Source organism: Microbulbifer elongatus (assembly GCF_020524885.1).
Lineage (GTDB): Bacteria > Pseudomonadota > Gammaproteobacteria > Pseudomonadales > Cellvibrionaceae > Microbulbifer > Microbulbifer elongatus_A.
In genome coordinates this window covers 976,354-989,805 of sequence record NZ_JAIVKJ010000001.1, presented here as the reverse complement: position 1 = coordinate 989,805, position 13,452 = coordinate 976,354, and the positions used below count along the sequence as shown (strand labels likewise).

Annotated in this window: 12 protein-coding genes; 1 reads left to right on the top strand and 11 read right to left on the bottom strand. The window is 56.8% G+C overall.

All coding sequences use genetic code 11. The annotated features are described in order from the left end of the window. Window positions 1-66 precede the first annotated feature (66 nt). From lpxD to rpsB, 11 genes are all read right to left on the bottom strand, one after another. The gene (gene lpxD, locus LC059_RS04155) at window positions 67-1,149 is read right to left on the bottom strand and encodes a UDP-3-O-(3-hydroxymyristoyl)glucosamine N-acyltransferase (RefSeq protein WP_226702555.1); all 1,083 of its coding nucleotides are present in this window, start codon (window positions 1,147-1,149) and stop codon (window positions 67-69) included. Between the two features lie 30 nt (window positions 1,150-1,179). Beyond that, window positions 1,180-1,695, bottom strand: a complete 516-nt coding sequence (locus LC059_RS04150; RefSeq protein ID WP_226702554.1) for an OmpH family outer membrane protein — start codon at window positions 1,693-1,695, stop codon at window positions 1,180-1,182. A gap of 60 nt (window positions 1,696-1,755) precedes the next feature. Beyond that, a complete protein-coding gene (bamA, locus tag LC059_RS04145) occupies window positions 1,756-4,353 on the bottom strand; it encodes an outer membrane protein assembly factor BamA (RefSeq protein ID WP_226702553.1) in 2,598 nt (865 codons plus the stop codon). 94 nt (window positions 4,354-4,447) lie between these two features. After that, entirely contained in the window at window positions 4,448-5,806 is a 1,359-nt protein-coding gene (gene rseP / locus LC059_RS04140; RefSeq protein ID WP_226702552.1) for an RIP metalloprotease RseP, read from the bottom strand. A gap of 9 nt (window positions 5,807-5,815) precedes the next feature. Further along, on the bottom strand, window positions 5,816-7,078 hold the full coding sequence (gene ispC / locus LC059_RS04135) for a 1-deoxy-D-xylulose-5-phosphate reductoisomerase (RefSeq protein WP_226702551.1): 1,263 nt from the start codon (window positions 7,076-7,078) through the stop codon (window positions 5,816-5,818). 109 nt (window positions 7,079-7,187) lie between these two features. Further along, the gene (locus tag LC059_RS04130) at window positions 7,188-8,033 is read right to left on the bottom strand and encodes a phosphatidate cytidylyltransferase (protein ID WP_226702550.1); all 846 of its coding nucleotides are present in this window, start codon (window positions 8,031-8,033) and stop codon (window positions 7,188-7,190) included. 76 nt (window positions 8,034-8,109) lie between these two features. Next, window positions 8,110-8,871 (bottom strand): polyprenyl diphosphate synthase, encoded by a 762-nt coding sequence (gene uppS / locus LC059_RS04125; RefSeq protein ID WP_226702549.1) that lies wholly within the window; start codon window positions 8,869-8,871, stop codon window positions 8,110-8,112. Beyond that, window positions 8,871-9,428: a ribosome recycling factor gene (gene frr, locus LC059_RS04120; protein ID WP_226702548.1), complete on the bottom strand. Its 558-nt coding sequence runs from the start codon at window positions 9,426-9,428 to the stop codon at window positions 8,871-8,873. The genes uppS and frr overlap by 1 nt, the downstream gene beginning before the upstream one ends. After that, window positions 9,425-10,162: a UMP kinase gene (pyrH, locus tag LC059_RS04115; protein WP_226702547.1), complete on the bottom strand. Its 738-nt coding sequence runs from the start codon at window positions 10,160-10,162 to the stop codon at window positions 9,425-9,427. Before pyrH ends, frr begins: the two co-directional genes overlap by 4 nt. A 289-nt stretch (window positions 10,163-10,451) precedes the next feature. Continuing rightward, window positions 10,452-11,315 carry a translation elongation factor Ts gene (tsf, locus tag LC059_RS04110; RefSeq protein ID WP_226702546.1) on the bottom strand — a complete coding sequence of 288 codons (864 nt, stop codon included), beginning with the start codon at window positions 11,313-11,315 and terminating at the stop codon, window positions 10,452-10,454. Between the two features lie 133 nt (window positions 11,316-11,448). Beyond that, window positions 11,449-12,198 carry a 30S ribosomal protein S2 gene (rpsB, locus tag LC059_RS04105; protein WP_226702545.1) on the bottom strand — a complete coding sequence of 250 codons (750 nt, stop codon included), beginning with the start codon at window positions 12,196-12,198 and terminating at the stop codon, window positions 11,449-11,451. A 461-nt stretch (window positions 12,199-12,659) separates the two neighbouring features. Here rpsB and map point away from each other — a divergent pair, with 461 nt between their 5' ends. After that, window positions 12,660-13,430: a type I methionyl aminopeptidase gene (gene map, locus LC059_RS04100; RefSeq protein WP_226702544.1), complete on the top strand. Its 771-nt coding sequence runs from the start codon at window positions 12,660-12,662 to the stop codon at window positions 13,428-13,430. Window positions 13,431-13,452: the final 22 nt, after the last annotated feature.

Genomic DNA, 13,452 nt, shown 5'->3' with positions numbered 1-13,452 from the left:
CCGAATTTACGAATAAAAATCTGTGTTTGAGAGACCGGCAGTTACCCGGCCTCGATCCCTACCACCTTACGGTGACTTGTCTGGCGCCTCTCTCCCAGTAGGGACATCTGGTGCAACCTGCTGAAATGCCTTTTCCAGGCTGTTCAGGCGTCGCGCCATCTGGTCCAGCTGTCCATAGCGAACCGCATTGCGGCGCCAGGAGCGACTGTCTGAGAAAGGAGTACCACTGGAATAGGAGCCGGCTTCCTCAATGGACTTGGTGACCAGCGTCCTTGCAGTAACGTGACTGCGGTCAGCCACGGTCACGTGACCGACGATGCCCACACCACCGGCGATGGTGCAGTGTTTTCCAATTATGGCGCTGCCCGCCACCGCAGAGCAGGCAGCCATGGCTGAGTAGTCACCAATCTGCACATTGTGAGCGATCTGGACCATATTGTCGATCTTGACCCCGTGCCCGATCACAGTATTGCCAAGTGCGCCACGATCGATGCAGGTATTTGCGCCTACTTCGACTTCATCCGCTATTTCCACTCCTCCCAGCTGATGGATTTTGGTCCACTTGCCGCCACTGGGCGCAAAACCAAAACCATCCGCACCGATAACGGTGTTGCTGTGAATGATACAGTCAGCACCGATGAAGCATCCGTGATACACCACCACATTGGGGAAAAAGCGGCTGCGCGCGCCAACAACACTGCCGGCGCCAACAAAGCTACCCGCGCCGATTACCGCACTTTCGGCGATCTGGGCGCCGCCCTCAATAACGGTGCCCGGGCCAATATAGGCGGTTTCGTGCACATCAGCGCTGGGGTCGACCGTCGCAGAGGGATCAATACCCGCAGCATATTGAGGCGTGCGGTCGTAAACGGACGTCGCCAGTGCAAAGGCCTGATAGGGGTTGGGAATAACCAGCGCAGTAACCGGGCAGGCCTCAGCCTGCTCTTCGGTCACAAGCACTGCACAGGCGCGCGTCGAGGGAAGGAAGCGCTTATAGGCTGCACTGGCCAGAAAGCTGACTTCATTTTCGTTGGCGTCTTGCAGGGTATTGAGCCCCGAGGGCACCAGCGAGTCGCTGGCCCCCGCCGCCAGGCGCAAATCCGCGCCCAGCTTCTCCGCCAACAGCGCCAGTGTTGGCCGCTCGCTCATACTGAGGTTCCGATAACAGTTCGTTGACGATTATTTTGCAGCGTTTAGTCGCTTCACCAGCTCTTCGGTGAGATTTGCATTGGCCCCTGCGTATACTGCAGAAGTGGCATCCAGAACCAGGTCCAGCTTGCGCTCCTTGATCACCTCTTCCAGCGCGGTCTTGGCCTTTGGCAGAAGCTCCTTCTGCAGATCCTGAACCGCCTGGCCTTCCATCGCACGCAGCTTCTTAACCGCAGTCTCAAAGTCGGAACGCTTGAAATTCATTTTGCGCTGCTGCTCAGCCTTCTGCTCATCAGACCAGGTCACGCCATTTTTCTGCGCGTCCTCAGCCAATTTCTGCACTTCTGCGCGAATGCTTTCCGCACTGTTTTGCAGCTGGGAGTACTCAGAGCTGGTTTTCAGGGCATTGATCTTGGAGGTAGCTTTTTCAGTGCTCATGATCGCAGCCTGGATATTGACCACCGCGACCTTGGTCTGTGCTACAGCCGCACCGGTAAACAGCAGGCTCGCCAGTAAAATTGCACTTGCTTTAACAAATTTGAACACGTTTATTCTCCGTATCTCTGTCCGTAATCGGCGCCCTCGGGAGCGCAGGTTTATTATCAATTAGAAGCTGTTGCCCAGTGAGAACTGGAACACTTCAACCTCATCGTCGTCGTTCTCTTCCAGTGCTTTAGAGAGACTGAAAGTGAGCGGGCCAAAACCGGTGATCCACGTCAAACCTATCCCTGCCGAGACATTGAGGTATTTGGCGTCGATATCGTAACAGTTCAGCTGAGATACACCACAGTTGGTGCTGAAAACATTACCCGCGTCGATGAAAAATGCCGACTGCATGGAGCGCTGGTCTTTTACGAAGGGGATCGGGAAGATCACCTCGGCACTACCCTCTACCAGAATATTGCCACCGAAAGGTTGCGGCTCGCGGCTGTTTGGCTGCACCGCCAGCTCACCATCGATTTCACTTTCTATGTAACACCGTTTGGTGACAAGCCCTTCTTCATCCACCGCACAGGGCGCCACTGAAGACGTTGTGCTCACGGACGCCGGCGTCAACAAATAAGGAGTCGCTGGTGTAGAGCGTGGACCTAAAGTATTACGTTCGAATCCACGTACGGAACCAAAGCCACCGCCGTAGAAGTTTTCGAAAAATGGCAGCTGATCGGTATCACCATAGCCCTCAGCGTAACCGACACGCGTGCGCAAACGCAGTGTCAGGTCCTTGGTCAGCGGGCGGAAATACTGAGCCGTGTAAATAAACTTGTAATACTCGAGGTCGCCGCCAGGAAGCGCAATCTCCACCGAGGCTCGCTGAGATGCACCACGGGTTGCAAGAATGCCTCGGTTCAGCGTGGAACGGGCATAGGAGGTGGTCAAAGACCAGGTATCGAACTCATCACCGTACAGGTCTACAAAACCGTTCAAGTCCGTGTTCAGCTGATCGGGCATTACCGGCATGCTCAAATCGAGCGCCTGACCCGCTTCAATTGCATCGGCAATTGCCTGGTTGTTTGCAGCGGAGTTGAGATATACCGAATCGACTCCCTCGATAGGTGTCGGCGACTCACTGATCTCTTTAACCGAATTGAGCTGCGTACTCAATTCCAGGTGATTGAAACCGATATTCAAACCTACCCGCGAAATTTCGGAAATCGGGTAGCCGAAACTGAGGCCCGCACCATAGGTGGTGGTGTTGTAGCTGGAGAGGTTGATCTCGGAGTAATCGCGTTCCTGATAGAACACATTAAAGCCACGACTTACACCATCCGGAGTGAAGTATGGGTCGGTGTAAGAAAAATTCACCACCGACTGGTACCTGGAAGTATTCACCGCAAAACCAACGGACTTACCGGTACCCAGCCAGTTGTTTTCCTGGACGTTGGCACCCAGCACCAGGCCGCTGCCCTGAGCGTAACCCACGGTACCACCGATAGTTCCGGAAGGCTGCTCTTCTACGGTGTACTCCACATCGATCTGGTCGGAAGTGCCGGGCACTTCTGTGGTTTCCACCTGTACTTCTTTGAAGTAACCCAGGCGCTCCAGGCGTACCTTGGACTGCTCAATACGCGCAGAAGATGCAGAAGCAGATTCCATCTGACGCATTTCGCGGCGCAGCACATCGTCAGAAGTACGAGTATTGCCACGGAAGTTAATCCGGCGCACATAAGCGCGCTTGCCCGGGTCAATAAAGAAAGTGACTTTTACGGTCTTATCTTCTTCGTTGGCCTCTGGCATGCCGTTGACTTCGGCAAAGGTATAGCCTTCGTTACCGAGGCGCTTGGTAATGTAATCAGACGTAGTGGTCATCAATACCTGCGAGAACGTCTGTCCCTTACGTACCAGCAACAGGCGGCGGATTTCCTCTTCGGATACCACAGGGTCGCCCGCGAGTTCCACGTCGGAAACCTTGTAAATATCGCCCTCGGTAATATTGACGGTGATAAATACGCTCTGCTTGTCCGGGCTCAGAGACACCTGGGTAGAGTCAATTTTGAACTCGAGATAACCGCGGTCCAGATAGTAGGACTCCAGACGCTCCAGGTCGCCGGTGAGCTTCTCGCGGGAATACTTGTCATCGCTGTTCAGCCACGACAGCCAACCGGTGGTTTGCAGTTCGAAGATTTCGCCCAGTTCTTCATCGGAAAAAGCGCTGTTGCCGACAATATTGATGTGCTTGATGGCGGCGACGGAGCCCTCATCCACTACCACCTTCAGTTCTACCTGGTTGCGGGGCAGCTCCTTGACCTCGGTTTTCACACTGGCACCGTAGCGACCCTGGGCAACATATTGGCGCTGCAGCTCCTGGGCCAGCCCCTCAAGGGTGGCGCGCTTGAAGATCTGCCCTTCAGCAAGGCCGTTATCGTTCATGCCTTTCAGCAGATCTTCGGTCTTGATCGCCTTGTTACCAGTGATCTCGATCTTGGAGATGGCCGGGCGCTCGCGCACGGTGATCACCAGAACACCGTTCTCGCGGCCTATCTGGATATCCTGAAAGTAACCAGTGCGGAACAGCGCGCGGGTGGCACTCTGGATCTCCAGACTCTCAATCTGGTCGCCAACCCGTACCGGCAGAGCGGCAAATACACTGCCAGCAGAAACACGCTGCAAACCTTCAACGCGAATATCGTTGACCACAAACGACTGCGCGTACGCAGCAACAGGCAAAGCCAGGCCGAGCGAAGCCGCTTTCAGGAAATTCTTCATCTACTAATTCCGAGTTGTTATTCGCAATTCCAGCCGGGCCTTTCGCCCGTACATACTTCTCTGGCTCCGACCTGCTCCGATCGGAAGCCAACCTCTAAAGGCGCAAAATGTCGTTGTACAACGCCAGCGCCATGATGCCGAGCACCATAGCCATTCCCACCTGCAATCCAATCATTTGCACCCGTTCCGACACCGGCGAGCCCTTGATGGCTTCAATACCGTAATAGAGCAGGTGTCCACCGTCGAGAACCGGGATAGGCAGCAGGTTCAACACTCCAAGGCTGATACTGAGCAGTGCCAGCAGAGACAGGAATGACTGCCACCCTGCGTCCGCCGAAGTGCCGGCCACTTTAGCAATGGTGATTGGACCGCTCAAGTTGCGAGTGGACAGCTGCCCAAACAACAGTTTTTTCAGACTGTCGAGGGTAAAGACCGTTTTACTCCAGGTTTCCTCAAGGCCCTTGTTGAAGGCCCCCAGTACGCCGTAGTGGTAGCGGCGCACCCGTTCCTCCGGCCATGAAGTCGCCACCGGCAATACACCAATACGACCGATTTCCTCTCCGGTGTCGAGTTTTACCATGTCGGGGGTGACCGACACGCGCTGCTCGACACCACCGCGCAAAACCGTCACTTCGACCACCTGCTCCGGGCGCGCCTTGATATAGCTGGTCCAGGCGTCCCAGCTCTCGAACTGGCGACCGTCACTGCCGACAATCTCATCTCCAGCCTGCAGCCCGCCGCGCTCCGCTGGACTGCCCGGAACTACCTGGGCCAGCTCCATGCTTACCGAAGGGGTCCACAGGGAGATGCCGATTTCCTGCAAGGGGTCAGGCACCTCCTGTCCCGCGAGCCAGCGCTCTACATCCGCGTACATGTGGTATTCAAGGGACGAGTCCGGGTAGCGCACAGAGAACTTGATATGCCCCGTATCGCCCAGTCGATTGGCGAGCTGCCAGTTCAGCGCCTGCCAGGTAGGCGTGGCATGATCGTCTACCGCGATGATTTCCTGACCGGATTCAAGCCCGGCGTATGCTGCCAGACTGCCCGGTTCAACCTTGTCGACGATAGGTACAGCACCGGAGGTTCCGCCAAGGAATACACCCCAGAACAACACAATGGCCAGCAAGAAGTTGGCAACAGGACCCGCTGCGGCGATCGCCATGCGCTGCCAGACGCTTTTGCGGTTGAAGGCCTGATCCAGCTCCGCCGGCGCAACATTCCCCTCGCGCTCGTCGAGCATTTTTACGTAACCACCAAGCGGGATGGCTGAAATAGTGAATTCCGTACCGTGACGGTCATAGCGGGAAAACAGCCGCCTACCGAAGCCCACGGAAAAACGCAGTACCTTGACCCCACACCAGCGCGCCACAATAAAGTGACCAAACTCGTGAAAGCTCACCAGTACACCAAGGGCGATCAAGGCCCAAACTGCAGTTTGTATGAAATCTAACATGGGGTCAGTTTACATTGATCTCGATTGCGGGCACGGCTGCCCCCTGTGGGTGCTATCGGCACTGCAGGAGCCGTACAGATCTTTCAGTATTTCGCTGGCCCGCTCGCGAGCGATCCGGTCAGCGAGTTCGACTGCATCCAGGTCTGTCAGTTCAACCACTTCGCTGGTTTTCATGACCTTTTCGATCACCCGGGCAATCCCGGTGAACGGCAACTGGCCATTGAGGAAGGCTTCAACAGCCACTTCATTGGCGGCGTTCAGGGTCGTGGGCGCACTGCCACCGGCATCTATCGCCTCTCGCGCCAGGCGCAGACAGGGGAAACGGGCCTCATCCGGCGCCTCAAAGTCGAGCCGCCCCTGAAGGATCAGGTCCAGAGCCGCTACCCCGCTGTCGATACGCTGCGGGAAAGACAGGGCGTGCGCAATGGGAGTCCGCATATCCGGGTTGCCCATCTGCGCCAGCAGTGAGCCGTCCCGGTACTGCACCATCGAGTGCACGATACTTTGCGGGTGCACCACCACCTGGATTTCAGCCGGGCTGGCGTGAAAAAGATAGCAGGCCTCGATGAACTCCAGCCCCTTATTCATCATGGTCGCGGAATCCACCGAAATTTTGCGACCCATAGACCAGTTCGGGTGCGCGCAGGCTTCATCGGGCGTCACCGATTCCAGGGCTGCAGGATCCGCAGTGCGGAAAGGCCCACCGGAACCGGTCAACAGAATCCGCTCCACACCAGCGTCCTGCAAGCTCTCGCAGGGGTATGGCAGGCACTGGAAGATGGCGTTGTGCTCACTGTCGATAGGCAACAACTGCGCATCGCTATCCGCCAGGGCGGACATAAATAGCGGGCCCGCCATTACCAGGGATTCCTTGTTGGCCAGCAGCACCTTCTTACCTGCACGCACTGCAGCGAGGGTAGGCTTAAGACCCGCCGCACCAACAATGGCAGCCATGACCACAGCCACCCGAGCGTCGGAGGCCACCTGACACAGGGCATCGACACCGCACATCACTTCCGTCGGCAGATTCTCACCGCTCAGAGCCTGTCGCAGCTGGACGGCCTTCTCCTCTTCCAGCACCACCGCATAGCGCGGAGCGTATTTGCGACACTGCTGCGCCAACTCCTCTACCCGTTCGCGGGCAGTGAGGGCGAAAACCGAATACTTGTCGGGGTGACGGGCCAGCACATCCAGAGTACTGACACCGATGGAGCCCGTGGAACCGAGCACACAGACGGGTTGCGCAGTGGAAGAACGAGTAGAGGAAACCATGAAAACGAACTACCTCAGGGCCCACTGACATATCGGATCAGGCCGATAGCGGGACCAACTTTCGTTGACGGCCCATTTGCAGGGCAAAATTCAGACACGATACACCCCATTAAAGATACTTGGGGAGCTCACTGGCCAGCGCCGCCATGGTGAATACCGGCAGGGCCGCAGTAAGGCTATCCAGGCGGTCAAGTATGCCACCGTGGCCGGGCAGAATTCTGCTGCTGTCTTTGATCCCCCGGTGGCGTTTGAACATACTCTCCACCAGATCCCCGATCACCGATGCCAGCGCGGTCACCAGAACACCGAAGGTAAACAGGATGGTATTTTTGGTGGGCAGGTCAAAGGCAATCGAAACTCCCAGCGCCAGTACGAGGCATGCCGCCAGGCCGCCAAAGAAACCCTCCCAGGATTTCCCCGGACTGACTTCCCGCGCCAGCTTGTGCTTGCCAAACTTGCGCCCCACGAAGTAGGCACCCACATCGGCAGCAACCACCACGGCCACCACAAACAGCACTAGCCAGGCACCATGCTCCAGCCCTTGCAGAATCACAACAGAGAGCCAAGCCGGCACCAGCACCACCAGGCCTATCAGCCCCCGGGCCCAGCGATTGCCCCATAGCATGGCGCTGGCGGGATAGCCCTGCACCCACAGAAACGCCAGTGCCCACCAACCGCAGGCCACCGCCAGTATCTGGCGCGCGCGATCAGTATCAGGGTTGGAAAAATCGAAATCGAAAACATAGCGCGCAGTGCCGACCAGAGCCACACCCAGCGCACCCAGAAATACAAACCGCAGAGCGCGGTTCAGGTTGGAAAGGTTGGCCCACTCCCAGCCGCCCAAAATAATGACACCAGCGATGGCTATCGAAAACCATTGCAGTGGCACCCAGAACAGAAGCCCCAGAAAAAGAGCGACTAACACCAGCGCGGTAATTATTCGTTGTTTTAGCACCGTTTAACCCTTGATCAATTTATTCTGGTGACCGGCTGCCTCGGAGAGCTCAGCCGGGACCGTTTCACCCCGGCCCTCAGGCCTGTGCTTCCAGACCTTCCGGATCGCGCCCGCCATAACGGCGATCACGCCGCCGGTACGCATCCAGCGCCAGGTCTAGTTCTTCCGTGTCGAAGTCCGGCCACAGGGTTTCGGTAAAATAAAACTCACTGTAGGCGGCTTGCCAGAGTATAAAATTGCTGATGCGCTGCTCGCCACTGGAACGAATCACCAGATCCACCGGCGGCAAGTCAGCCAGCTGTACACGTTCACCCAGCGCCACGTCGTCAATTGACTCCACGGAGCGGCTGCCATTGGCCACCTCTTCTGCGAGTGAACGGGCCGCCTGGGCAATATCCCACTGGCCGCCATAGTCGGCCGCAATCACCAGAGTGCCGCTCGTGCCGTCTCTGGTCAGCGTCTCGGCCTCCTCAATTGCGCGCTGCAATCGCTGCGAAAAGCGGTCCCGGCGGCCGATGACACGGAGTTGCACACCCTGCTCTCGCATTTTGCGCGCCTCGCGCCGCAGGTAGGAGTGAAACAGCGTCATTAGCAGCTCCACCTCCTTGGGTGGACGCTGCCAGTTTTCACTGGAGAAAGCGAACAGCGTGAGCACCTCGATGTGGCGCCCCTTGCAGGCCTCGATCAGATCGCGAATCCGCTCAACACCTGCTTTGTGGCCAGCTGAGGGGGACAGGCCGCGCTGGGCTGCCCAGCGGCCATTGCCATCCATAATGATGGCAACATGGCGAGGCCCCGACCGCTCAAACGCTGTCTCACCAGTACCGCCTGTAGACATCAGATTTCCATCAGGTCTTTTTCTTTTACCGACAGCGCTTTTTCAACTTCGCCGACATATTTGTCTGTCAGTTTCTGGATCTCATCCGCGGCACGACGCTCATCGTCCTCGGAGATTTCCTTGTCCTTCACCAGCGCCTTCACTTCCGCCAGCGCGTCGCGGCGGTTGTTACGGATGGATACCCGCGCACTCTCCGCTTCGCCCTTGGCCTGCTTGATGAAATTCTTGCGGGTTTCTTCAGTGAGCATCGGCATGGGAATACGGATCACGGATCCAGCGGTACTCGGGTTCAGACCGAGATCGGACTTCATGATGGCCTTCTCGATATCAGGCACCAAGTTCTTTTCCCATGGGGTTACCGACAGGGTGCGCGCATCTTCCACAGTGACGTTGGCCACCTGGGACAGCGGGGTGTCGGAGCCGTAGTAGGACACCTGAATGCCATCGAGGATGCTCGGGTGTGCACGGCCGGTGCGGATCTTGTTGAAGTTACTGCCCAGCGCTTCCAGAGCCTTCTTCATGCGCCCTTCCGCTTCTTTCTTGATATCGTCAATCACTGATTCACATCCTCTTCAATAAGTGTGCCCTCTTCACCGCCCACAACAATGTTCAGCAGCGCGCCGGTCTTATCCATCCGGAATACTCGCACAGGCATGTTGTGTTCACGGCAGAGGCAGATTGCAGTTAAATCCATAACACCGAGCTTTTTGTCGAGCACCTCGTCATAGGTGAGGCGATCGTATCGGGTGGCATCGGGCACCAGTACCGGGTCGGCGGAGTAAACGCCGTCGACCTTGGTGGCCTTCAGTACCATCTCCGCTTCAATTTCGATACCGCGCAGACAGGCTGCGGAGTCGGTGGTGAAAAACGGGTTGCCGGTACCGGCGGCAAAAATCAGCACTTCTCCCCGCTCCAGGTAGCGGATGGCGGCGCGGCGGTCATAGTGGTCAACAATGCCACTCATCTGGATCGCCGACATGACCCGGGAAGAGATATTGGAGCGCTCCAGCGCATCGCGAAGGGCCAGCGCATTCATGACCGTCGCCAGCATGCCCATATGGTCACCGGTTACCCGGTCGAGACCCGCCGCATTCAGGGCCGCACCGCGGAAGAGGTTGCCACCGCCGACCACCAGGCCGACCTGCACGCCAATCCCTACCAGCTGGCCAATTTCCAGTGCCATTTTGTCCAGCACTTTGGGGCTGATACCAAACCCCTGCTCGCCCATCAGCTCCTCTCCGCTGAGCTTTAACAGGATTCGCTTGTACTTTCGGTCTTTAATACCTGGCATCCCTTGTTCCTCAACTGTCACGGGCTAAATTCTGTGTTGAGACGCAAACCGCATTCCTGTTTGCGCCCGCCGAACATTACAACAAATTCGGCGCTATACCTATGGCCCCACCGCTCAGGGGGTCCATTAACTCTATATTCCACCCTGCCGACAACCCAACCGCCCAATTAATGAACAAAAATTGTCCGCAGGCCAGATACTACAGCGGGGTGCCCCGGCAGTATTCTGATGAACACCCCGGGAGCACCCCGCTGGCGCCGATGGCACAAGGCCACCGGCAATTCAGACATCAAGAGCTGGATTTCACCTGAGCAGCTACTTCTGCTGCGAAATCCACTTCTTCTTTCTCAATACCTTCACCTACTTCGAAACGCACGAAGCCGGAAACATCACCACCGGCATCCTTAACCAGCTTGGCTACGGTAACGTCCGGGTTCTTAACGAAAGGCTGCTCTACCAAGCTGTTCTCTTTCAGGAACTTCTTGATACGGCCGCCCATCATCTTCTCGACGATCTCGGCTGGCTTGCCTTCCATATCCGGCTGCGCCTTGATGATTTCCTTTTCCTTCTCCAGCACTTCTTCGGACATATCTTCCGGCTTTACAACCTGCGGGTTAACCGCGGTTACGTGCATGGCTACATCGCGTGCAGTCTCAACATCGCCACCGCTCAGGGCTACGATTGATGCAATGCGGTTGTTGGAGTGAACGTAGGCACCAACCACCGGCGCTTCAACCAGCTGAATGCGACGCACACCAATGTTTTCGCCGATTTTCTGTACCAGCGCTTCGCGAGCGTTTTCCAGCTCACCTTCCATCAGTGCTGCAACGTCAACCTGACGGTCAGCAAATGCCTTGTCGACAACCTTGCCAACAAACGCCTGGAAGTTGTCATCGCGGGCCACGAAGTCAGTTTCAGAGTTCACTTCTACCAGAACACCGTAGCTGCCATCTTCGGCAACTTTGGCGGCAACAACGCCGTCTGCAGCGGTACGGCCAGCTTTCTTGGCCGCTTTCAGGCCGGAAGCCTTGCGCAGATCTTCAATCGCTTTTTCGATATCACCATCGGCCTCAGTCAGTGCTTTTTTGCACTCCATCATCGGCAGGCCGGTGCGCTCGCGCAGTTCTTTTACCATTGACGCGGTAATCGCCATGATTCAATCCTCGGGTTCAGATTCAAATTCTTTGATGGATTTGAAAAAAAGGGGCCGGATAAGTGGCCCCTTTTCCCTGCAGCGTAACCCAATAATGTTACACCGCCAGTAGCCTGCGGCTATGACTCAACAATTAGGAGTCAGCAGCAGCCTGATCGTCGCTCGCTTCTACGTATTCGCTCTGCGCAGCAGCACCGCCAGCTTCGGCAGCACCCGCCACAACAGCGTCGGCCACCGCAGTGGTGTACAGCTTGATGGCGCGGATGGCGTCATCGTTGCCAGGAATTACGTAGTCAACGCCTTCAGGACTGCTGTTGGTATCAACGATACCGATCACAGGGATACCCAGCTTGTTGGCTTCCTGAATAGCGATGCGCTCGTGCTCAACGTCGATCACGAACAGTGCGTCGGGCAGACCACCCATGTCCTTGATACCACCGATGGAGCGCTCAAGCTTCTCCATGGTACGGGTGCGCATCAGGGCTTCTTTCTTGGTCAGCTTCTCGAAAGTGCCGTCCTGAGACTGGGCTTCGAGATCGCGGAAACGCTTGATGGAAGCGCGGATGGTTTTGTAGTTGGTGAGCATACCACCCAGCCAGCGGTTGCTGACGTAGGGCTGACCTGCACGCTCGGCCTGTTCTTTGATGGACTTCTGCGCAGCGCGCTTGGTGCCAACAAACAGAACCTTCTTCTTCTGCGCAGCCATGCCTTTGATGATTTGCAGAGCTTCGTTGAAGGCCGGAACAGTGTGCTCCAGGTTGATGATGTGAATCTTGTTACGGGCACCAAAGATGAATTGACCCATCTTGGGGTTCCAGTAGCGGGTCTGGTGACCAAAGTGGACACCAGCCTGCAGCATATCGCGCATGCTGACTTGCGGCATAATAAACCTCAGTTTTCACATAGAAGCGGCGGACTTTAAAACTACCGTTCGCTTCTCGGGTTACATCCTCCATATACCCCATTCACCAATCCCCACCTTCAAAACTGACGGTGAAGACACCCAGGAGAATGTGCCGGTATATGTGCGGCGTTTGTTCAGGGCAAAGGAAAATCCCGCCCCGGTTTGATTGTTTTCGCCCGGGCACCGCCCGAAGCGGCGCGCTTTATACCACATTACTCGGGGAGCTGGAAGTATAGGCTCGCAAGGGGTGCGCCTGAGGCCACGCCAAGTGCTTGATGCGGCCAGGGCGGCCTATTACGGCATAGCTGGCCTCGCTCGCTAATGCTGCTGGAATGTAATTCCGCTACAATACCGCGCCGCACGGGCGTCGCCCGACAAAAGGGCCAGCAACAGGCTGTCGCCATCGTGCACTTAAATGTACAGAATTTCCGGGAAAATCCATGACCAATGCCGTAAAGACCCCCGAACAGATCGCCAAAATGCGCACCGCCGGCCGCCTGGCTGCTGAAGTGCTGGAGATGATTGGCGAATATGTTGTTCCCGGCGTCACCACGGAAGAGCTGGACCGCCGCTGTCACGACCATATCGTCAACGTTCAGCAAGCCATTCCCGCTTGCCTCGGCTATCGCGGCTTCCCCAAGTCCATCTGCACCTCCGTGAACGAGGTGATCTGCCACGGTATTCCCTCCGAGTCCAAGGTGCTCAAGAAAGGTGACATCATCAACATCGACGTCACGGTCATCAAGGATGGGTGGTACGGCGACACCTCCAAAATGTACTTCGTAGGCAAACCCGTGCCCCACGCTGAGCGCCTGGTAAAAGTCACCCAGGAGTGCCTGTACAAGGCCATCGAGATCGTGCGCCCCGGCACCACCCTCGGCGATATCGGTCACGTGATCCAGCAGCACGCCGAGAAAAACTACTACTCGGTGGTGAAAGATTTCTGCGGCCACGGTATCGGCGATGTCTTCCACGAGGACCCGCAGATCCTGCACTACGGCAAACCCGGCACAGGCCAGGTGCTGGAAGAAGGCATGACCTTCACCATCGAACCCATGATCAACGCCGGCAAACCCGGCAGCCGGGTACTGCGTGATGGCTGGACCGCGGTCACCGTTGACCGCCGCCTGTCAGCCCAGTGGGAGCACACCATGGCTGTGACTTCTGACGGCGTTGAGATCCTGACCGCGCGCAAGGAAGAGTCGTTTTAAGTCAGTGCCGCGAACAGGCGCT